Source organism: Blautia sp. MSK18_10, from assembly GCF_020553185.1.
Lineage (GTDB): Bacteria > Bacillota > Clostridia > Lachnospirales > Lachnospiraceae > Blautia_A > Blautia_A wexlerae.
On record NZ_JAJCGT010000020.1, the window covers coordinates 16,297 to 36,947 of the forward strand.

Here is a 20,651-nt window from a genome sequence, read left to right on the forward strand (position 1 = left end):
GGAGATACACATGAATTGTATGAATTGTGGCGCATTTCTGGTGGACAAAGATCTGGATTACTGCCCGAAATGTGGATGTAATGTGCTGATCCAGAAAAAGGTAGATTACCTTTCCAGACAGTATTACAACCGGGGGCTTGAGAAAGCCAGTGTCCGCGATCTTTCAGGGGCGATTGACTGTCTGAAGCAGAGTCTTATTTATAATAAGCATAACATTCAGGCGAGAAATCTTCTTGGACTGGTATATTTTGAGACAGGGGAGGTGGTTGCCGCACTCAGTGAATGGGTGATCAGTAAGAATCTTCAGCCATCCAGAAATCTGGCATCAGAATATATTAACAAGCTGCAGGCGAACTCCAATAAGCTTGAGGCGATCAATGAAACGATCAGAAAGTATAATGATGCCTTAAACCTGTGCAGGGAAGGTCATGAGGATATGGCTGCGATCAGGCTGAAGAAGATTCTCATACAGAATCCAAAACTGATCAAAGGTTACCATCTTCTGGCACTTGTGCAGATGAAAGAGAGGGAATATAACAAGGCAAGAAAGACGTTAAGGAAAGCCGCGCGGATTGATAAAACAAATACAACAACCCTTCGTTTTTTGAGAGAGATTGACGAACAGACAGGAGTATCCACACGTCTGGAACGTCAGAATAAAAGAAACAGGAAAGCTGTGGACAGCAGTGAGAATGATATGGCAATCCAGATTCCTCAGTATAAAGAAAAAGGAAGGATTCCGCTGTTTTTTACACTGGTTGCCGGATTTTGTGCAGGATTGCTGGCGTTTTATCTTCTGGCTGTTCCTGCCATACGTCAGGGAATCTACAGGGAAGCGAATCAGCAGATTATGAAATACAGTGATGCGGTGTCCAGTCAGGGAGCTGAGCTGACCAAGGCACAGAGTCAGGCTCAGGAATCTGGAGACACAGTTGAGGCGGCCTCCAAACAGATAGAGGAAGAGAAGAAAAAAAGCAGCAGTTATGAGGCTCTGATCGAGGCGTACTCAGCATTGCAGCAACAGAATACAGATGAAGCGGCATTGAAGATACAGAATGTTTATGCGGATTTGCTGCCTGCGGATCTGAAAGGAATTTACAATACGATCTGTAACACTACAGGTACGACCGGGATCGAAGGAACTACAGATGCGAAAGTCGCAGACGGAACCGGCAGTGCTGACAGCGCAGAGGGAGATGCTTCTTCAGATTCAGCGGAAGATGGAAGTTATGACGATGGTTCCTATGACAGTGGGGAATATGATGATGGTTCTTCCGATAATTCTGATGGTGATTCGGCGGATGACGGAAGTTATGACACCGGTGATTATGACGATTCCGGATATTGATACCATTTTTCATTTTGATGTGGCAGAAGACATGAAATATCATAAGAAGATGTAAAGATACAAAAGAGATGCATGGAAGTCATGTGTCTCTTTTTTTTACCGAATCAAGTAGGAGGCTGCGAAAAGCAATAAACAGTTATTTGGTGTAGAGCTACACTGCAAAGTGGATTGCGAACATTCGCCTGACAAAAAGTGAGGAGGGATATGATGGAGAACAGATTTGAAATACAGGGAAATTCCCTGATCATTCATTTACCGAAAGAGGTAGATCATATGGTGACAGACGAGATACGCAGAGATTCAGATGATATTATACGGAAAAAATATATACGAACGATCACATTTGATTTTTCAGGAACAGCGTTTATGGACAGTTCAGGGATAGGGCTGATCATGGGGAGATACCGGATGATGGGGATGCGCGGTGACTGTATACAGGCTACAGGAGTAAATTCCTATATTGAAAAGCTGCTGCATCTGTCAGGGGTATATAAATTTGTCGAAATCTGTGGGGAAGTCTAAAGAGAGGGGGAAGAAAACTATTATGGAAAATACCAATGAAATGAAAATTATTTTTGACAGCAGACCTGAGAATGAGGGGCTGGCAAGAGTTGCGGCGGCAGCTTTCTGCACACAGCTGAATCCTACTCTGGAGGAAGTGGCAGATCTGAAAACTGCTGTGTCAGAGGCTGTGACAAACTGTATTATTCATGCTTATGAAGGCCAGGTGCAGAAGATAGAGATTTTCTGCAGAAGGGAAGGGCAGAAATTATGGGTTGATGTGATCGATAAGGGAGTGGGGATCAGAGACGTTGCAAAAGCTATGGAGCCTCTTTTTACAACAAAGCCGGAGAAGGATCGTTCCGGGATGGGATTTACATTTATGGAAGCGTTTATGGATGAGGTAACAGTAGAATCACAGGTGGGATATGGAACAGTTGTCCATATGAAAAAGACGATCGGGAGGTAGGAATGGACCATACTCTTGCTCTGATCATGAAGTCACAACAGGGAGATAAAGAAGCAAGAGATACTGTATTTAAAGAAAACGCAGGACTTGTGTACAGCATGGCGAAAAGATTTGCCGGGCGCAGTGTGGAAATGGAAGATATCGTGCAGATAGGAAGCATTGGGCTACTGAAAGCCATAGATCGTTTTGATATTTCGTACGATGTGAAGTTTTCAACTTATGCTGTTCCCATGATCATAGGTGAAATCAGACGCTATCTGAGGGATGACGGGATGCTTAAGGTGAGCAGAAACCTGAAAGAGAACTGTGCCAGAATTTATTCTGCGAGAGAAGCACTGGAAAAAGAACTGGGACGTGAACCGATACTGGAGGAAGTTGCGAAAGCGACAGAACTTTCAGTAGATGAAGTGGTGATGTCGATGGAATCAGGAGCTGAAGTGGAATCTTTGCACAAAATTATCTATCAGGGAGATGGAAATGATATTTCGCTTATGGACAGGCTCCAGGAAAAAGAAAATGGACAGGATGCAGCACTGAACAGGATTTTTCTGGATGAAATCCTGAAAAAACTGGATGCAAGAGAACGTCAGCTGATCGGTATGAGATATTTTAAGGATATGACGCAGACGGAGATTGCGGCAGAGATGGGAATTTCCCAGGTCCAAGTGTCCAGGATGGAAAAGCGGATTCTGAAGGAACTTAAAAAGCAGGTATAAGCAGATGGGAGTAATTAACTCACCGCTTGTAGAAGGTGGAGTATTCTCTGAAGAGGTAAATAAAAAAGAGGTTACTGTGAAAGGAGTAAACAGTAACAAAAAGAGTGTGCGGATTACTATAATATTGCACACTCTTTTTGCTATAATATCTTTATTGTTATATGTCGTAAGTTATACAGTTCTCTGTGATCTGAAGATCACATTTTTGTATTTCAGAAGGGCTGTCTGAAGAATCAGTCCTACTACACCACAGGAAACTACTTCTCCGATACCTACGGTAAGCATCATAAGCGGAATCGGAAGATTTACTCCGTATCCGAAGTGAAGTACGAATGGCACGATGACTGCATTGGAAACAATTGGCGGGATCGGCGCAAGAAAACGGTTGCAGCTGCGGAGTCTGTAAGTAAATACTGCTCCGATCAGTGTTGCGATGCTTCCGAAAATAATGTCTACAGGAATGGCACCGCCAAAGAGATTGGCAATGATACATCCCACAAATAACCCCGGAATCGCAGCCGGTGTAAAGAATGGCAGGATGGTCAGTGCTTCCGAAAAGCGAATCTGAATTTCGCCATAGCTGAGTGGTGCGAATAAAAGAGTCAGAACCACATAAATGGCTCCGATCACTGCTGCTTCTGTCAGAAACTGAGTACCTTTGTTTTTCATATTTGATTATCTCCTTTAGTATTTGTTTTACGAGTGGAAGGTTTCGAACACTCGGCTATCGAAGTATATCACTTTTCGGAAGTACGGTCAATGTCTTTGATAAGAGTTTTATTAACATTTTCCTCGTACAGACGCATCTGTATCTGCATAGGTGTTGGATCATCTGTTATTTTCATATGACCGAAATGATTGAAGAAGAAAAGTACCCCAAGTCCGATTCCTATGGAATAAGTGATCTCAAGAACAGTAAAATGACCGGACGTCTGTCCTGTGACCTGGGTATAGATCTGCGAGAAGAGACCACCGACATCTACATCGTTATTAAATGTCATGATAGAGAAACCTGCACCGAAAAAGGCGGCAAGACCGACGAAAACAATCTTGCACCACTGCCAGACAAGTCCGGAACCGGGTTTGTTTTTAAAAGTGATGATAAAGTCGGCTTCTCCAATATTATTGATTTCAAGGTCCGGTTCTTTTTTTTTGATTTCGGAGATCAGATCCATGACAGACATTACATAACGTCCTGGTTTATTCGGGTCAAGATTTATAACCGGCATCACCCGGAGCCGATTCAGGATTTTACTGTTGCTGCAGGAAAGTTTTGCAATGTCCTGAAGATAAATGTGTGGATGGTTTATCTGGATATTCTGATCTAACTGTAAATAGAGAGTATCACTCATGGTATGTTATCCTTTCATTTTGGGCTTGAAGATCAGGCTTGCAAGATAAGAGAAGATCAAAGCTGCGGAGACTCCCACCGCGCAGGCGGTAAAGCCTCCCATAAAGAGTCCGATCAGTCCGTTTTTGTCAATGGATTCTTTCATTCCTTTCCACAGGATATTGCCAAAACCAAGCAGAGGAACAGAAGCGCCTGCTCCGGCAAATTCTGCAAATGGCTGATAGATTCCGACAGCGCTTAAAACAGAGCCTGTACATACCAGAAGTACCATGATCCGTCCGGGCATAAGCTTTGTCCTGTCCAGAAGAATCTGTACCAGGGCACAGATCAGTCCGCCTGTCCAGAATGCATTAAAATAGTCCATGTATTTTTCCTCCTGAAAAAATTTCTGTATCTACATCATATCCGGAACCCTGTACTGTTCTATTACAACAGCGTGTGCGATACCGGGAATTGGATCCCCCTCGTTGAAGCTTACCTTTGACAGAAGGGCACCTGTGGGAACAAAGAGAATCCTTTTCCATTTTTTCTGTATAATACCCGGAAGAATATAGCCTGCCAGAACAGAGGCGGCACATCCACATCCACTGCCGCCGGAATGTGTATCCTGAGTCTGAGGATCATAGATCAGCATACCGCAGTCCTGATGGACAGATGAGATATCAAATCCTTTTTCTGTGAGAAGGTCGAACAGGATTGCCTGTCCTACCATGCCCAGGTCACCGGTGAAGATGGCATCATAATCGGATGGTTTTCGGTGAAAATCCTGAAGATTTCGGGCTATGGTGTCGCAGGCAGCAGGAGCCATGCAGGCTCCCATATTGAGGGAATCCCTGAACCCAAAGTCAATCAGTCTTCCGGTGGTGATTCCTGTTATAACTGCACAGATATTGCGGTTACGGAGTGTGTTTAGTGTTTTGCTGTCCGGGCGTGGTGGCGGTTCATATCCAAGTATACAGGCTCCGGCACCGGTGACTGTCCAGGTAGCAGATAAGGGCCTTTGATTTCCATATCCCAGGGGAAAACGAAATTCTTTTTCTGCGCTGGCAAAGTGGCTGGAAGTTGCGCAGAGGATATATTTTCCGTACCCGCCGTCGATACACATTGAACCAAGGGAAAGAGATTCTCCCATAGTGGAGCATGCTCCGAAAAGACCGTAAAAAGGAATTTTCAGATCAGCGGTTCCGAAAGAAGAGGCTGATGTCTGAGCCAGCAGGTCGCCTGCAAAAAGAAGCTGTATATCGGAACAGGTGAGGCCGTTTTTTTTGATTGCCAGCAGAGCGGCCTGTTTTTGCAGAGTGCTTTCTGCAGCTTCCCAGGTATCTGTTCCAAACATGGGATCTTCACATATGGTATCAAAGTATGCGCCCAATGGCCCTTCCCCTTCTTTCCGGCTGACAACAGAAGCACAGCTCTGAACAAAGACAGGATTTTGAAATGAAATGCTGGATGTACCGCAGGTCATTTGTCTGTTCATAGAAAACCTCCTTGTATAATTGTATGATTCTTATGCAAAAACACCTCTCAGGATATGGATGCTGAATAGTTACGGGAGCATTGTAAAAAGATAATAAATCACACCGAGAATCCATGAACTCAGGATTCCATAAAGAATTACGGGTCCTGCAATCGTAAATATTTTGCATCCGATGCCGAATACCTGTCCTTCTGCCTTATATTCGATCGCAGAGGAAGCTACGGAATTGGCAAAACCGGTGATCGGGACAAGGCTTCCGGCACCGCCGAATCTGCCGATTTTGGAATAAAGATTACATCCTGTGAGGATCACACTGAAAAGGATCAGGATAAGGGAACACCAGGAGCCGGCGGTATCTTTGTCCAGCCCAAGGTTATCTGCGTAATTTAAGATGACCTGTCCAACAACACAGATGACTCCGCCTGTGAAAAAGGCTTTGCACATATTCAGCGGCAGGCTGTGGACAGGAGTGACTGCTTTTACGTATTCTTCATATTGTTTCTGTTTTTTCTGACTGAGATTATTGTCTGACATAATATAAAACCTTTCTGATTGAAAATCCGGAATTTTGGTACACCAGGTTACTGAGAACGGAGTAAAGAGTAATCGATTGCTGCTTTTTTGGCACTGATGTTAAAGATTAGCTGGAAATTATGGCAGCCATCCGTTATAATAGTAAATCAGTGCCCCGACAGTTTTGCCGGCGGCTATGCACAGGATTGTAAAAGAAAGACCTCTCTGGAATCTGCTTCTTCTGGCAAAGATAGGAAAAATATCTGCCATCTCTGCCAGAGCCATGATCCATCCGCCAAGGAAAATCCCTGAAAAGAGTCCGTACAGAATCAGAAACGGGGTGCCGAACCGGATATTCCAGTGAAAAAGAAAGAACAGGTTTCCAAGTTCTGTTCCCCAGAATGTGATGTCTTCGTACAGCAGTATATGATCTGCTGTGTGGGTAATTCCTGCATATCTGGGAATAATAGAAAGGCCGATCATAAGACCGGTTAGTCCTCCGGCAATAATAAAACCGGAACATAGTCCTGTAAATCCGAGAAAAATCTGCTCTAACATAAGTGCCTCCGATCCTGCCGACAACAAAAGAAGTTTCCAGGTAACTGTCCGGCAGTCTGTTATTGTGAAGCACCGGACAGATATATCTGTGATATGTATTATGGCAGAAATATAAAAATATATACACTGTCATTCATTTGTTGCTGAGAACAGAGTGAACAGTAATTCTGGTAATATATCCGGCAGCAAAAGAATGTATGAATAACTGTACTTTTGGAGAGAGAGATAGTATAATGTTATTGTTCACACACCGCTATCCCGCGAGGTATTTTTGCATGAATGTGCCAAAATTCTGAGACATACAAGCCAAAATTCTATTGCCGCAGGCAATCTGGAATGAATTTTGGCTAAGTTAGTGAGAACGGAGTGAACAGTAACAGTATAATGACTGTATTATCTGACACTCTAGTACATCGTTTTCGAAATAACTATACCACTCACTTGTCTGCGAATCCGATTGCACAGGTCTAAAAGCCTCAGCGTAGCCCGCTACGCCTGCGTTTTTATACCAGCACACTCGAATCCGCATCCTACGCGATTGGTATAGTTATTTACGAAACGATGTACTAGGAACTGATCGGAAAATTCGACAGAATGAAAACGTCAAAAGAAACATAATAAATCATAATAAATCATAATAAATATAGAAAGATTGAGGAATGAAATCTGTGAATCAGAATATAATAGAGAAATTTAATGATCTGCTGGGAGAAGAGAAAGTGAAAGTGGATGAACCCATGAAACGTCATACCACATTTCGGATTGGCGGTCCGGCAGATTACTTTTTACTTCCGTCTTCTGAGGAAGAACTGAGCGGGATTCTGAAGATATGCAAAAATGAAGAACTGCCATATTTCATTCTTGGAAATGGAAGTAATCTTCTGGTAAGCGATGAAGGATACAGGGGTGTCATTATTCAGCTTTACAGAAATTATGGTGATATTACAGTAAAAGGAAATGAAATCCATGCAACAGCAGGAGCTCTGCTGTCACAGATCGCGGCGGCAGCCAAAAATGCGTCGCTGACAGGATTTGAGTTCGCCGGAGGAATTCCCGGCACATTAGGCGGTGCAGTTGTCATGAATGCAGGTGCCTATGGCGGTGAAATGAAAGATGTGCTGAAAGAAGTCACTGTTATGACAGCTGCAGGAGAAATTCTCGTACTTCCGGCAGAGAAGCTGGAAATGGGATATCGCACAAGTCTTGTGAAAACAAAAGGATATCTGGTGTTGAGCGCAGTGATCGTTCTTGAACAGGGGAATCAGGAAGCCATAAAAGCAAGAATGAAAGAACTGACAGAACAGAGAGTAAGCAAACAGCCTCTTGAATTTCCAAGTGCGGGAAGCACATTCAAACGTCCTGAAGGGTATTTTGCCGGAAAGCTGATCATGGATGCAGGGCTGAGAGGATACCAAACAGGCGGTGCACAGGTTTCCGAGAAGCACTGTGGGTTTGTGATCAATAAAGATAATGCAACCGCAGCAGATGTGTGCAGACTGCTCAGAGATGTACAGGATAAAGTAAAAGAACAGTTTGGCGTAACTCTTGAACCGGAAGTGAAATTTCTTGGGAAATTTTGATCTGACTGAATCGAAAAAGTACTGTGAACAGAGTGCAAAGACCAAAGACCAATGAGCAACAGATGAGATTAAGAAGTGACGGGAGATAGAAAATGCGTTTTGTAATAGTTACAGGAGTATCGGGAGCAGGAAAAACATCTGCATTGAAAATGCTGGAGGATGCGAAGTATTTTTGTGTAGACAATCTGCCGATCCCTTTACTGGAGAAATTTGCATCACTGATGCCTGAGATACATGGAGAAGATGTGCAGAATGTTGCACTGGGGATCGATGCAAGAAGCGGGCGTTCTCTGGATGAGCTGGAGATTGTACTGGACAGAATGAAAAAGGCAGGGTATGATTTTGAAATCCTGTTTCTGGATGCGCAGGACAGTGTTCTGGTCAAACGTTATAAAGAAACCCGCAGAAGTCATCCTCTTGCAATGGGGGGAAGAGTGGATGATGGAATCCGGATGGAAAGAGAGAAGATGCGTTTTCTGAAAGAGCGTGCGGATTATATCATTGATACCAGCAATCTTCTGACAAGAGAACTGAAACAGGAGATCGACAGGATATTTGTAGATAATCAGGATTTCTGCAATATGATGATTTCTGTACTGTCATTTGGATTTAAATATGGAATACCGGCAGATGCGGATCTCGTGTTTGACGTGCGTTTCCTGCCGAATCCATACTATGTGGACGAACTCAGACCGCTGACAGGGCTGGATGACAGGGTTTTTAATTATGTAATGGATTGTGATATAGCCAGGACATTTGCGGATAAACTGGAAGATATGATCAATTTCCTTATTCCGAATTATGTGAAAGAGGGAAAGACAAATCTGGTGATCGCAATTGGATGTACAGGCGGCAAGCATCGTTCCGTCACGCTGGCAAGAGAACTTTATTCCAGATTGTCTGGAAATACAAAATACGGATTCAGGCTGGAACACAGAGATGCACAGAAAGACCGACTGGTCAGAAAACAGGAAGGATGATAAAGGAGAGATGTCTTTTTCAGGGATGGTGAAGGAAGAACTTTCCAGACAGATTGGATTGGCCAGACATTGCAAAATGGCAGAACTGGCTGCGATTTTATGTTCCTGTGGGAAAATGGAATGTTTTTCAGGGGACAGTAAACTGAAAATCCAGACGGAAAATGAAGCAGTTGCAAGAAAGTGCTTTACATTATTGCAAAAAACATTTAATATAGAAACAAAGATATTTGTACGTGAGAACAGTCACTTGAAACGGGTGAAGGTATATACAATAGAAATAACTGATCCCGAAGAAATCCAGGTAATTTTTCAGGCACTGCGGCTTGTCACGAACAGTATCGACCAGGGTACGCTTGTATTGTCGGATATGCTGGTGGTACAGCAGAATTGCTGCAAACGGGCGTTTATCAGGGGAGCTTTTTTAGCATCCGGTTCAATCAGTGATCCTGAGAAGGGGTATCATTTTGAGATTGTATGTTCTGATGCAAAAAGAGCAGAGCAGCTACAGACGATCATCCGCAGTTTTTCGGTAGATGCCAAAATCGTACAGCGTAAGAAATCACATGTGGTCTATGTGAAAGAAGGTGCGCAGATTGTTGACATGCTTGCTGTTATGGAAGCTAATGTGGCATTGATGGACCTGGAGAACATCCGCATACTGAAGGAAATGAGAAATTCAGTAAACAGAAAAGTAAACTGTGAAACTGCGAATATTAATAAAACCGTAAATGCAGCCGTCAAGCAGATGGAGGATATTAAGCTGGTCCGGCAGAAAATAGGATTTGAGCAGCTTAATGAAGGACTTGCACAGGTTGCTGAACTTCGGATGCAGTATCCGGAAGCTACACTAAAAGAATTAGGAATGATGTTAAGCCCGCAGGTGGGCAAATCGGGAGTCAATCACAGACTGAGAAAGCTGAGTGCAATGGCTGACGAACTGCGGGAGAAACAAGGAGGAGAATTATTATGATCAAAAAACCAATCACCATCAATTTATCCACAGGTCTGGAAGCGCGTCCGGTGGCACAGTTGGTACAGGTGGCTAGTCAGTTCAACAGTGAGATTTATGTAGAGATTGGAAAGAAGCGCGTGAATGCAAAGAGCATTATGGGTATGATGACGCTTGGGCTTGATGCAGGGGAAGAAATTACTTTATCTGCAAATGGTGAGGATGAGGAAGCTGCTATGGCAGGTATTGAGCAGTACTTAAGTAATCAGTGATCAAATAGTATTCAGGATAGAACACATCCGGAAGGGAAGACCGCTTTTCGGATGTGTTTTGTCGTGTATACGACAGCAATGTTACTGTTCACTTTGTTCACAGTAACGTAGCCAAAATTCATTCCAGATTGCCTACGGCAATGGAATTTTGGCTTGTATGTCTCGGGATTTTGGCATATTCATGCCAAAACACCTCGCGGGATAGTGGCGTGTGAACAGTAACACAGCAATCAATTGCATTGCCATAACAATAACATTAGATTGACCATAAAGATAAAACAGGGTATAATGAGCGAAAAGAGTAGAAATGAGGAGCGTAACAAATGTCAAAATTTCTGAAATTTATTGTACATTTTATAGTGATATGCACCATTGTCTGTGTTGTCGGGCTGGCAGTTCCGCCGTTTTTGGGAATTACGACAGAGATTATGGATGATTCCGGCAAAGAAACGAATCTGCCCATGGGATCGGTTACTTATGCAATTCCGGTAAAGATCAAAGAGGCAGCGGTTGGTGATTCTATTCTGTATCAGACTGATTCTAAAGCATACCGTTATATGATTACGGAAATGGATAAAAAGAATCATATTTTTAAGGTGATAGATTCCAGTGACAAAGATGCAGAACCTGTTGCCGTTGAGGTGAAGGATTACATACCGAAGGTTGTGATCACAGTAGGATATGCAGGATATCTCCTTCTTGCAACAGAAAGCATTGAGGGACTTATTATTCTCGGACTTGCCGTCCTTTTCCTGGTAATTCTGTATATAGTTGCGGAACTTCTGAAAAAAGAACCGCAGGATGATTATGATGAAACAGATACAGAACCCGGATATGTTAAGAGCAAGAAGGAACTTAAGAGAGAAGAGAAGGCAAGAGAGAAGCGTTATAAAGAAGAGGAACGCCAGATTAAGAAAGAGGAAAGGGCACGCAGGAAAGGAAAGGCTCCGGAACGAAAGAAAATTAAAACAGGCGGTTTTGTGGATGAAATCTATGAAGATGAGTTGGAACCTGTGAAGCCTGCGCAGCCGGAAACAATTCAGACTGCGACAAGCGAAGCTCATGAACTTCTCAGAAAAGAGATTGCAGCAGCTACGGCGGATGTACCGGTAAAGCAGGAAGAATCTGTACAGACGAAACCGGATGCAGGTGATATACATATGGAGCCTGTTTCCGGAAAGACAGAAGTGATCGTGCCTCAGGTAAAAGAGCAGCTGAAACAGATGATGAATGCTTCGGACAGAAAACCGGTAGAAGCAGAGGAAACAGAAGGAAACGCACAGGAAGAAATCAGGCGTATGGTAATTCCGACATGGTCGGCAGCACAGATTGCCGAGACAGCCAGAAGTCAGGGCGATGCGCCGGATATTGTGAGAGACGATGTTACAAAGGTTACATTATTTGATTATTCCGATATCATTGCGGATGAGAAACCGGTCTATCCGCAGAAACAGACTGCTGAAGAATAAAATAAGAGATTGAAAAAATATGACGATGAAAAGAACGTGTTTCTTCTTATATATAATATAGAAGGAACACGTTCTTTTTACTGCAGACAATCCGATCTCCATCATATCGTGAAGTCCTGCGTCAGCAGACCTGCAGATATCGGCCTTGTCGTTCACTATTCCGTAATGTTTCTATATAATAAAGCCATTAGTGTGTCGACAAGTTGATTCTTTTTTGTTTCGACATACAAGCCCAAATTCAATAAAAAATTGTACGGAATCAAGTACAAAAAAATATCAAAAAAAGTGAAAAAAACACTTGCATTTTTCTGAGAGGTCGTGTATACTCTCAATTGTTGTGACATTGATAGCAATGAAGCGCGAGGTTGCTGCCACAGAGATGGCAGGTTTTCCGTGGAGCGAATGTCAAGTTTGAAAACTGACGACAAGTCACTGTACAAGTTCAGAAGACCATCCAGGGATGGCGTGTGTGGTAAAAAATCGAAAGACACACACGGAGATGTGTACAGTCGCCGCTTGTCGTACTGCTTGAAAAGTACGAATAGGAGGAGACTTTTTTTATGGCAAATCAGGTAATGAGAATCACATTAAAGGCTTATGATCATCAGTTAGTAGATGCATCAGCAGCAAAAATCATCGAGACTGTTAAAAAGAACGGAGCAATGGTAAGCGGACCGGTTCCACTTCCAACTAAGAAAGAGGTTGTTACAATCTTAAGAGCCGTTCATAAATACAAAGATTCCAGAGAACAGTTCGAACAGAGAACTCATAAGAGACTGATCGATATCCTTACACCAACACAGAAGACAGTAGATGCTCTGTCAAGACTGGAAATGCCAGCAGGTGTTAACATCGATATCAAGATGAAGACTAAATAATTAGTCATCAACCCCAATTTGATAATGCTATAAGCATTAAGCTATTTACTATATGATTGCCGGTAATCGGTAATCCGCTATAAGGAGGAAGAAAGAATGAAGAAAGCTATTTTAGCTACTAAAGTCGGAATGACTCAGATCTTCAATGAAGACGGCCAGTTGATTCCGGTAACAGTTTTACAGGCTGGTCCTTGTGTCGTAACTCAGGTTAAGACAGAAGAGAACGATGGATACGAAGCAGTTCAGGTTGGATTCGGAGACATCAGAGAAAGCCTTGTTAACAAACCGGAAAAAGGACACTTTGACAAAGCTGGCGTTGCAGTAAAGAGATTCGTTAAAGAGTTCAGATTTGATAACGCTGCTGAATATACAGTAGGACAGGAAATTAAAGCTGATATCTTTGCAGACGGCGATCACATTGATGCAACAGCTGTTTCCAAAGGTAAAGGTTTCCAGGGTGCGATCAAGAGACATGGTCAGTCAAGAGGACCTATGGCTCACGGTTCTAAATATCACCGTCATGCAGGTTCCAATGGTGCTTGTTCTGATCCGAGCAAGGTATTCAAAGGAAAACACATGCCAGGTCATATGGGAAATGTTCAGGTTACTGTACAGAACCTTGAGATTGTACGCGTAGATACAGAAAATAACTTACTGTTAGTTAAAGGTGCTGTTCCAGGACCTAAGAAATCTTTGGTTACTATCAAAGAGACAGTAAAGTCCTTATAATAAGAAAGGAGGAGCACACAAATGGCAAACGTAACTGTTTATAATATGGAAGGCAACGAAGTTGGAACAATGGAACTGAATGATGCAGTATTCGGCGTAGAAGTCAATGAGCATCTTGTTCACCTTGCTGTTGTTCGTCAGCTTGCAAATAATCGCCAGGGTACTCAGAAAGCTAAAACACGTTCTGAAGTAAGCGGCGGCGGAAGAAAACCGTGGAGACAGAAAGGAACAGGTCATGCTAGACAGGGTTCCATCCGTGCACCACAGTGGACTGGCGGCGGTGTTGTATTCGCTCCGGTACCAAGAGATTATGAAGTAAAAATGAACAAGAAAGAAAGAAGAGCTGCTTTAAAATCTGCTCTGACTTCCAAAGTTCAGGACAATAAATTAGTAGTTGTTGATGCTCTTACATTAGCAGATGTTAAGACAAAGGAAATGCAGAAAGTTCTTACAAACCTGAAAGCTGAGAAAGCTCTGGTTATCACAGCAACAGATGACAAGAACGTAATCCTTTCCGCAAGAAACATCACTGATGTTCAGACTGCAACTCCAAGTACTATCAACGTATACGATGTTATGAACCACAACACCGTAATCGTAACCAAAGATGCTGTAGCATCCATCGAGGAGGTATATGCATAATGGCTGATATCAAGTACTATGACGTAATCAAGAAACCAGTGATTACAGAAAAATCTATGAATGCAATGGCTGAAAAGAAATACACTTTCTTAGTTCATCCGGAAGCAAATAAATCTCAGATCAAAGAAGCTGTAGAGAAAATGTTCGAAGGAACAAAAGTAAAGAGCGTTAACACCATGAATATGGATGGAAAGAAAAAACGCCGTGGTATGACAGTTGGAACAACTGCTAAAACCAAAAAAGCTATCGTAGCTCTGACAGAAGACAGCAAAGATATCGAAATCTTCGAAGGACTTTAATTAACAGATAGCGAGTGATAACATAGGTTATTGCGAATATGTGCACGAAAGCACGAGAACAAATTCGAAAGGAGAACAAAAATGGGAATCAAAAGTTATAACCCATATACACCGTCTAGAAGACATATGACTGGTTCCGATTTCTCAGAGATCACAAAATCTACACCAGAGAAATCTCTTACCGTGTCTTTAAAGAAAAACGCTGGACGTAACAACCAGGGTAAGATTACAGTTAGACACCGCGGAGGCGGAAGCAGAAGAAAATACAGAATCATCGACTTCAAGAGAAGAAAAGATGGAATCCCTGCAACAGTAGTTTCCATCGAGTATGATCCAAACAGAACAGCAAACATCGCTTTAATCTCTTACGTAGATGGCGAGAAAGCATATATCCTTGCACCGGAAGGCTTAAAAGTAGGTCAGAAAGTTATGAACGGAGCTGATGCAGAAGTTCGTGTTGGTAACTGCTTACCATTAGAGCTTATCCCGGTTGGTACTATGGTACACAACATTGAGCTTCATCCTGGAAAGGGCGGACAGATGGTTCGTTCTGCTGGAAACGGCGCTCAGTTAATGGCTAAAGAAGGCAAATACGCAACACTGCGTCTGCCATCTGGTGAAATGAGAATGGTTCCGATTGTATGCCGCGCATCTGTAGGCGTTGTCGGAAACGGAGATCACAACCTGATTAACATCGGTAAAGCCGGACGTAAACGTAACATGGGTATCAGACCTACTGTTCGTGGTTCCGTAATGAACCCGAATGACCATCCACATGGTGGTGGTGAAGGAAAGACCGGTATCGGTCGTCCAGGTCCATGTACTCCATGGGGAAAACCTGCTCTTGGTCTGAAGACAAGAAAGAAAAACAAACCGTCCAACAAGCTCATCGTAAGAAGACGCGATGGAAAAGCATTATCGAAATAATAAGGAGGATTAAGCATGTCTCGTTCACTGAAAAAAGGACCTTTTGCAGATGCCAGCTTACTTAAAAAAGTAGACGCATTAAACGCTGCAAATGACAAATCCGTTATCAAAACCTGGTCACGCCGTTCTACAATCTTCCCGTCCTTCGTAGGACACACAATCGCTGTCCATGACGGAAGAAAACACGTGCCGGTATACGTAACAGAAGATATGGTTGGCCACAAACTCGGTGAGTTCGTTGCAACCAGAACTTACAGAGGACACGGAAAAGACGAAAAGAAATCCGGAGTTCGCTAGTATTTGACTTTATATTCTGTCTGCTGCCCACAAGACAGCGGACAGGTTAACCTGATATTGAGAGAAAGAGGAAAGGAGGCACTTTAAAATGGCAAAGGGACATAGAAGCCAGATAAAAAGAGCCAGAAATGAGAGTAATAGAGAGACAAGACCGTCTGCAAAATTATCTTATGCAAGAATTTCTGTTCAGAAAGCCTGCTACGTGTTAGATGTAATCCGCGGTAAAGATGTGCAGACAGCACTTGGTATCTTAACATACAACCCAAGATACGCTTCCAGCGTTATCAAGAAACTTCTTGAGTCAGCAATTGCAAATGCTGAAAACAATAATGGAATGAATGCAGACAACCTCTACGTTGCAGCCTGCTATGCAGATAAAGGACCTACAATGAAGAGAATTCAGCCAAGAGCACAGGGTAGAGCTTACAGAATCGAGAAGAGAACAAGCCATATCACCATCGTGCTGGATGAAAGATAAGGAGGAAAAGCATGGGACAGAAAGTTAACCCACATGGCCTTAGAGTCGGTGTTATCAAGGATTGGGATTCAAGATGGTATGCTGATGCAGACTTCGCTGATTACCTGGTAGAAGACTACAACATCAGAACATTCCTTAAAAAGAAATTATACAGCGCAGGTGTTTCCAAGATCGAGATCGAGAGAGCATCTGACAGAGTTAAGATCATCATCTACACAGCTAAACCTGGTATCGTAATCGGTAAAGGCGGAGCTGAGATCGAAAAAGTTAAAGCTGAATTAAAGAAATTCACAGACAAGAAACTTATCGTAGATATCAAAGAAGTAAAGAGACCAGACAAAGATGCTCAGTTAGTAGCAGAGAATATCGCACTTCAGCTTGAGAACCGTATCTCTTTCAGACGTGCTATGAAATCTACAATGCAGAGAACAATGAAGGCCGGAGCTAAAGGTATCAAAACATCCGTATCCGGACGTCTTGGCGGTGCTGATATGGCTCGTACAGAGTTCTACAGCGAAGGAACTATCCCGCTTCAGACACTTCGTGCAGATATTGACTATGGATTCGCAGAAGCAGACACAACATACGGCAAAGTTGGCGTAAAAGCTTGGGTCTACAATGGCGAAGTACTTCCAACAAAAGGAACTAAGGAAGGGAGCGATAAATAATGTTAATGCCAAAAAGAGTAAAACGTCGTAAACAATTCCGTGGCTCCATGAGAGGAAAAGCCCTTAGAGGTAATAAGATCAATTATGGTGAATTCGGACTTGTTGCAACCGAACCGTGTTGGATCCGTTCCAACCAGATCGAAGCAGCCCGTGTTGCTATGACTCGTTATATCAAACGTGGTGGTCAGGTTTGGATCAAGATTTTCCCAGATAAACCAGTAACAGCGAAACCAGCAGAAACACGAATGGGTTCCGGAAAAGGTGCTCTCGAATACTGGGTAGCAGTTGTTAAGCCAGGACGTGTAATGTTCGAAATCGCAGGCGTTTCCGAGGAAATCGCTCGTGAAGCATTACGTCTTGCGATGCACAAGTTACCATGTAAATGTAAAATCGTTTCTCGTGCAGACTTAGAAGGCGGTGATAACAGTGAAAATTAATAAATTCGTGGAAGATTTAAAGGCAAAATCAGCTGCAGAATTAAATGAAGAATTAGTAGCTGCTAAAAAAGAACTTTTCAATCTGAGATTTCAGAATGCAACTAATCAATTAGAGAATACAAGCCGCATTAAAGAGGTTCGCAAGAACATTGCAAGAATCCAGACAGTAATTACTGAGCAGGCTAACGCTTCCAAATAATAGGAGGAAACTATCGTGGAAAGAAATCTGAGAAAAACCCGCGTGGGTAAGGTTGTCAGCAATAAGATGGACAAGACCATTGTAGTTGCTATTGAAGACCATGTAAAACATCCTCTTTACAAAAAGATCGTGAAGAGAACATATAAATTAAAAGCTCATGACGAAAACAATGAGTGCAATATCGGTGATACCGTAAAAGTTATGGAAACCAGACCGTTATCCAAGGATAAAAGATGGAGACTGGTTGAAATCGTAGAGAAAGTTAAATAAGGAGGAAACCAGTATGATCCAGCAGGAAACTAGACTGAAAGTTGCCGACAACACTGGTGCAAAAGAAATCCTTTGTATTCGTGTTATGGGCGGCTCTACAAGAAGATATGCAAGCATTGGCGATACAATCGTTGCTACTGTTAAAGATGCAACACCAGGCGGCGTTGTTAAAAAAGGTGACGTTGTAAAAGCTGTTGTAGTTAGAACTAAAAAAGGCGCTCGTCGTAAAGACGGATCTTACATCCGTTTCGATGAAAATGCTGCCGTAATCATTAAAGACGACTTAACTCCGAGAGGAACACGTATCTTTGGACCAGTTGCCAGAGAGCTTCGTGAAAAGAAATTCATGAAGATCGTTTCCTTAGCTCCGGAAGTATTATAGGAGGGTGCCTAATGTCAGCTATGAAAATTAAAAAAGGTGATACTGTAAAAGTTATCGCTGGTAAAGATAATGGCAAAGAGGGTAAAGTCCTTGCAGTTAACGCAAAAGACAATACCGTTGTTGTTGAGAATATCAACAAAGTTACAAAACACAGCAAACCATCTGCTGCAAATCAGCAGGGCGGAATCATTACAAAAGAAGCTCCACTGCACATCTCCAACGTTATGCTGGTTGTTGATGGACAGGCTACAAGAGTAGGATTCCAGATGGACGGCGACAAAAAAGTCCGCGTTGCTAAAAAGACCGGTAAGGTTATCGATTAATTAAGAGAGGAGGCATGACAAGTGAGTAGATTAAAAGAAATGTACAAAAATGAGATCATGGATGCCATGACCAAAAAATTTGGATACAAAAATGTTATGGAAGTGCCAAAACTCGACAAGATCGTAATCAATATGGGTGTTGGTGAAGCCAAAGAAAACGCTAAGCTTCTTGATGCTGCAATCGCAGATATGGAACTTATCACAGGACAGAAAGCAATCGCTACTAAAGCTAAAAAATCTGTCGCTAACTTTAAAATCAGAGAGGGTATGCCGATCGGTTGTAAAGTTACATTAAGAGGAGAAAAAATGTACGAGTTCGCTGATCGTCTGATCAACCTTGCACTTCCTCGTGTACGTGACTTCCGTGGTGTTAACCCGAACGCATTCGATGGTCGTGGAAACTACGCTCTGGGTATCAAAGAGCAGCTGATCTTCCCGGAAGTTGAATATGACAAAGTTGACAAAGTAAGAGGTATGGACATCATCTTCGTTACTACAGCTAAGACTGATGAAGAAGCTCGTGAATTACTGACATTATTCAATATGCCGTTTGCAAAATAATAGGAGGAACGATTCATGGCTAAAACAGCAATGAAAATCAAACAGCAGCGTAAACAGAAATTCTCCACAAGAGAATATACACGTTGCAATATTTGTGGACGTCCACATTCTGTTTTAAGAAAGTACGGAATCTGCAGAATCTGCTTCCGTGAATTAGCTTACAAGGGACAGATCCCGGGTGTTAAGAAGGCTTCCTGGTAGGAACCGGATTTAAATAAAATAAACGATCGGCTGATTTATCAGTCCGATCATATGTCCAAACGAGATTTATGATAAAACAGGTAACAATGTAAACAATTAATATATATGCACATGTAAAGTCTGAATAACAGGAGGAAACTAACATGACAATGAGCGATCCAATCGCAGATATGCTTACAAGAATCCGTAACGCAAACACTGCAAAACATGACACAGTAGATGTTCCGGCATCCAAAATGAAAACTGCAATTGCTAACATCCTTGTTGATGAAGGATATATTGCAAAATATGATTTAGTTGAAGATGGAGTTGTTAAAACTCTTCATATCACACTGAAATACGGTGAAGACAAAAACGAAAAAATCATCACTGGTTTAAAGAGAATTTCCAAACCTGGTCTTCGTATCTACGCAGGTAAGGATCAGCTTCCAAAAGTTCTTGGTGGACTTGGAATCGCAATTCTTTCTACAAACAAAGGTGTTATTACTGATAAAGAAGCTCGTAAACTTCAGGTTGGCGGCGAAGTATTAGCATTCGTTTGGTAATTTGAACCAAGATTTTTTATAGAGAACAAACTGAAAACAGAGAGGATGAAACATCCTCTCCGATAATCTAAGTAAGGAGGACAAACATATGTCACGAATTGGTAGACTTCCGGTTGCTATTCCTGCAGGCGTAGAAGTAACTGTCGCTGAAGGCAACGTAGTAACTGTAAAAGGACCAAAAGGAACTCTCGAAAGAGCACTTCCTACAGAAATGGAAATCAAAGTCGAAGATGGTCATGTAGTAGTATCCAGACCAAACGACTTAAAGAAAATGAAATCTCTTCACGGTTTAACAAGAAGCTTGATCCACAACATGGTTGTTGGTGTAAGCGAAGGCTATACAAAAGAGCTTGAAGTTAACGGTGTAGGTTATAAAGCAGCAAAACAGGGCAAAAAGCTTGTGCTTAGCCTTGGATATTCTCATCCGGTAGAAATGGAAGATCCAGACGGAATCGAAACCAAAGTAGATGGTAACAAGATTATCGTATCCGGTATCAGCAAAGAAAAAGTCGGCCAGTTTGCAGCTGAGATCAGAGACAAGAGAAGACCTGAGCCATACAAAGGTAAAGGTATTAAGTATGTTGATGAAGTTATCAGACGTAAAGTTGGTAAGACTGGTAAGAAATAATTCA

At 42.4% G+C, this 20,651-nt stretch carries 32 protein-coding genes; 26 read left to right on the forward strand and 6 right to left on the reverse strand.

Annotated features, from left to right (window positions below):
* Positions 1-10 precede the first annotated feature (10 nt).
* The 4 genes from LI074_RS09575 to LI074_RS09590 all read left to right on the forward strand — a co-directional run bounded on the left by LI074_RS09575 (position 11) and on the right by LI074_RS09590 (position 3,034).
* Positions 11-1,348, forward strand: a complete 1,338-nt coding sequence (locus LI074_RS09575) for a tetratricopeptide repeat protein (protein ID WP_173698063.1) — start codon at positions 11-13, stop codon at positions 1,346-1,348.
* Between the two features lie 204 nt (positions 1,349-1,552).
* Complete coding sequence (locus tag LI074_RS09580) at positions 1,553-1,870, forward strand: STAS domain-containing protein (protein ID WP_306441450.1); 318 nt, start codon at positions 1,553-1,555, stop codon at positions 1,868-1,870.
* 22 nt (positions 1,871-1,892) lie between these two features.
* Entirely contained in the window at positions 1,893-2,318 is a 426-nt protein-coding gene (spoIIAB, locus tag LI074_RS09585; protein ID WP_020994121.1) for an anti-sigma F factor, read from the forward strand.
* A 2-nt stretch (positions 2,319-2,320) separates the two neighbouring features.
* The gene (locus LI074_RS09590; protein WP_008707232.1) at positions 2,321-3,034 is read left to right on the forward strand and encodes a SigF/SigG family RNA polymerase sporulation sigma factor; all 714 of its coding nucleotides are present in this window, start codon (positions 2,321-2,323) and stop codon (positions 3,032-3,034) included.
* A gap of 171 nt (positions 3,035-3,205) precedes the next feature.
* On the opposite strand, the gene LI074_RS09595 is transcribed toward LI074_RS09590, so the two are convergent.
* From LI074_RS09595 to LI074_RS09620, 6 genes are all read right to left on the reverse strand, one after another.
* Entirely contained in the window at positions 3,206-3,703 is a 498-nt protein-coding gene (locus LI074_RS09595) for a QueT transporter family protein (RefSeq protein ID WP_008707233.1), read from the reverse strand.
* 68 nt (positions 3,704-3,771) lie between these two features.
* Positions 3,772-4,386 carry a stage V sporulation protein AA gene (locus LI074_RS09600; protein ID WP_173684344.1) on the reverse strand — a complete coding sequence of 205 codons (615 nt, stop codon included), beginning with the start codon at positions 4,384-4,386 and terminating at the stop codon, positions 3,772-3,774.
* A 6-nt stretch (positions 4,387-4,392) separates the two neighbouring features.
* Positions 4,393-4,749, reverse strand: a complete 357-nt coding sequence (locus LI074_RS09605; protein WP_008707235.1) for a SpoVA/SpoVAEb family sporulation membrane protein — start codon at positions 4,747-4,749, stop codon at positions 4,393-4,395.
* A gap of 30 nt (positions 4,750-4,779) precedes the next feature.
* Entirely contained in the window at positions 4,780-5,862 is a 1,083-nt protein-coding gene (locus tag LI074_RS09610; RefSeq protein ID WP_173698062.1) for a stage V sporulation protein AD, read from the reverse strand.
* A 69-nt stretch (positions 5,863-5,931) separates the two neighbouring features.
* On the reverse strand, positions 5,932-6,396 hold the full coding sequence (locus LI074_RS09615; RefSeq protein ID WP_120062356.1) for a SpoVA/SpoVAEb family sporulation membrane protein: 465 nt from the start codon (positions 6,394-6,396) through the stop codon (positions 5,932-5,934).
* Positions 6,397-6,513: 117 nt separating this feature from the next.
* Complete coding sequence (locus tag LI074_RS09620; protein ID WP_008707239.1) at positions 6,514-6,933, reverse strand: stage V sporulation protein AB; 420 nt, start codon at positions 6,931-6,933, stop codon at positions 6,514-6,516.
* A 659-nt stretch (positions 6,934-7,592) separates the two neighbouring features.
* Here LI074_RS09620 and murB point away from each other — a divergent pair.
* From murB to rplF, 22 genes are all read left to right on the forward strand, one after another.
* Positions 7,593-8,513, forward strand: a complete 921-nt coding sequence (gene murB, locus LI074_RS09625; protein WP_055052568.1) for a UDP-N-acetylmuramate dehydrogenase — start codon at positions 7,593-7,595, stop codon at positions 8,511-8,513.
* 92 nt (positions 8,514-8,605) lie between these two features.
* Positions 8,606-9,493 carry an RNase adapter RapZ gene (gene rapZ / locus LI074_RS09630; protein ID WP_008707241.1) on the forward strand — a complete coding sequence of 296 codons (888 nt, stop codon included), beginning with the start codon at positions 8,606-8,608 and terminating at the stop codon, positions 9,491-9,493.
* A 10-nt stretch (positions 9,494-9,503) separates the two neighbouring features.
* The gene (whiA, locus tag LI074_RS09635; protein WP_025579631.1) at positions 9,504-10,463 is read left to right on the forward strand and encodes a DNA-binding protein WhiA; all 960 of its coding nucleotides are present in this window, start codon (positions 9,504-9,506) and stop codon (positions 10,461-10,463) included.
* Positions 10,460-10,714, forward strand: coding sequence for an HPr family phosphocarrier protein (locus tag LI074_RS09640; RefSeq protein WP_008707243.1), 255 nt, complete (start codon positions 10,460-10,462; stop codon positions 10,712-10,714). Before whiA ends, LI074_RS09640 begins: the two co-directional genes overlap by 4 nt.
* A gap of 323 nt (positions 10,715-11,037) precedes the next feature.
* Positions 11,038-12,183: a hypothetical protein gene (locus LI074_RS09645; RefSeq protein ID WP_008707244.1), complete on the forward strand. Its 1,146-nt coding sequence runs from the start codon at positions 11,038-11,040 to the stop codon at positions 12,181-12,183.
* 560 nt (positions 12,184-12,743) lie between these two features.
* A complete protein-coding gene (rpsJ, locus tag LI074_RS09650; RefSeq protein WP_008707245.1) occupies positions 12,744-13,061 on the forward strand; it encodes a 30S ribosomal protein S10 in 318 nt (105 codons plus the stop codon).
* Between the two features lie 96 nt (positions 13,062-13,157).
* Positions 13,158-13,790 (forward strand): 50S ribosomal protein L3, encoded by a 633-nt coding sequence (gene rplC / locus LI074_RS09655; protein WP_008707247.1) that lies wholly within the window; start codon positions 13,158-13,160, stop codon positions 13,788-13,790.
* A 21-nt stretch (positions 13,791-13,811) separates the two neighbouring features.
* Positions 13,812-14,432, forward strand: a complete 621-nt coding sequence (rplD, locus tag LI074_RS09660) for a 50S ribosomal protein L4 (RefSeq protein WP_008707249.1) — start codon at positions 13,812-13,814, stop codon at positions 14,430-14,432.
* Positions 14,432-14,731: a 50S ribosomal protein L23 gene (rplW, locus tag LI074_RS09665; protein ID WP_008707251.1), complete on the forward strand. Its 300-nt coding sequence runs from the start codon at positions 14,432-14,434 to the stop codon at positions 14,729-14,731. Before rplD ends, rplW begins: the two co-directional genes overlap by 1 nt.
* A gap of 81 nt (positions 14,732-14,812) precedes the next feature.
* Positions 14,813-15,658 (forward strand): 50S ribosomal protein L2, encoded by an 846-nt coding sequence (gene rplB / locus LI074_RS09670; protein WP_008707253.1) that lies wholly within the window; start codon positions 14,813-14,815, stop codon positions 15,656-15,658.
* 15 nt (positions 15,659-15,673) lie between these two features.
* A complete protein-coding gene (rpsS, locus tag LI074_RS09675) occupies positions 15,674-15,955 on the forward strand; it encodes a 30S ribosomal protein S19 (RefSeq protein ID WP_008707255.1) in 282 nt (93 codons plus the stop codon).
* Between the two features lie 88 nt (positions 15,956-16,043).
* Positions 16,044-16,433 (forward strand): 50S ribosomal protein L22, encoded by a 390-nt coding sequence (gene rplV, locus LI074_RS09680; RefSeq protein WP_008707257.1) that lies wholly within the window; start codon positions 16,044-16,046, stop codon positions 16,431-16,433.
* Between the two features lie 11 nt (positions 16,434-16,444).
* Complete coding sequence (gene rpsC, locus LI074_RS09685) at positions 16,445-17,101, forward strand: 30S ribosomal protein S3 (RefSeq protein ID WP_008707259.1); 657 nt, start codon at positions 16,445-16,447, stop codon at positions 17,099-17,101.
* The gene (gene rplP, locus LI074_RS09690; protein WP_008707261.1) at positions 17,101-17,538 is read left to right on the forward strand and encodes a 50S ribosomal protein L16; all 438 of its coding nucleotides are present in this window, start codon (positions 17,101-17,103) and stop codon (positions 17,536-17,538) included. Before rpsC ends, rplP begins: the two co-directional genes overlap by 1 nt.
* Positions 17,528-17,737, forward strand: a complete 210-nt coding sequence (rpmC, locus tag LI074_RS09695; protein ID WP_020994114.1) for a 50S ribosomal protein L29 — start codon at positions 17,528-17,530, stop codon at positions 17,735-17,737. The genes rplP and rpmC overlap by 11 nt, the downstream gene beginning before the upstream one ends.
* 15 nt (positions 17,738-17,752) lie before the next feature.
* On the forward strand, positions 17,753-18,007 hold the full coding sequence (rpsQ, locus tag LI074_RS09700) for a 30S ribosomal protein S17 (protein WP_008707264.1): 255 nt from the start codon (positions 17,753-17,755) through the stop codon (positions 18,005-18,007).
* A 13-nt stretch (positions 18,008-18,020) separates the two neighbouring features.
* Positions 18,021-18,389, forward strand: a complete 369-nt coding sequence (rplN, locus tag LI074_RS09705; protein WP_008707265.1) for a 50S ribosomal protein L14 — start codon at positions 18,021-18,023, stop codon at positions 18,387-18,389.
* An 11-nt stretch (positions 18,390-18,400) separates the two neighbouring features.
* A complete protein-coding gene (gene rplX, locus LI074_RS09710) occupies positions 18,401-18,712 on the forward strand; it encodes a 50S ribosomal protein L24 (RefSeq protein WP_008707266.1) in 312 nt (103 codons plus the stop codon).
* A gap of 21 nt (positions 18,713-18,733) precedes the next feature.
* Positions 18,734-19,273, forward strand: coding sequence for a 50S ribosomal protein L5 (rplE, locus tag LI074_RS09715; protein ID WP_008707267.1), 540 nt, complete (start codon positions 18,734-18,736; stop codon positions 19,271-19,273).
* Positions 19,274-19,288: 15 nt separating this feature from the next.
* Complete coding sequence (locus tag LI074_RS09720; RefSeq protein ID WP_008707268.1) at positions 19,289-19,474, forward strand: type Z 30S ribosomal protein S14; 186 nt, start codon at positions 19,289-19,291, stop codon at positions 19,472-19,474.
* 143 nt (positions 19,475-19,617) lie between these two features.
* Positions 19,618-20,019, forward strand: coding sequence for a 30S ribosomal protein S8 (gene rpsH / locus LI074_RS09725; protein ID WP_008707269.1), 402 nt, complete (start codon positions 19,618-19,620; stop codon positions 20,017-20,019).
* Positions 20,020-20,107: 88 nt separating this feature from the next.
* The gene (gene rplF, locus LI074_RS09730) at positions 20,108-20,647 is read left to right on the forward strand and encodes a 50S ribosomal protein L6 (RefSeq protein WP_025579624.1); all 540 of its coding nucleotides are present in this window, start codon (positions 20,108-20,110) and stop codon (positions 20,645-20,647) included.
* Positions 20,648-20,651: the final 4 nt, after the last annotated feature.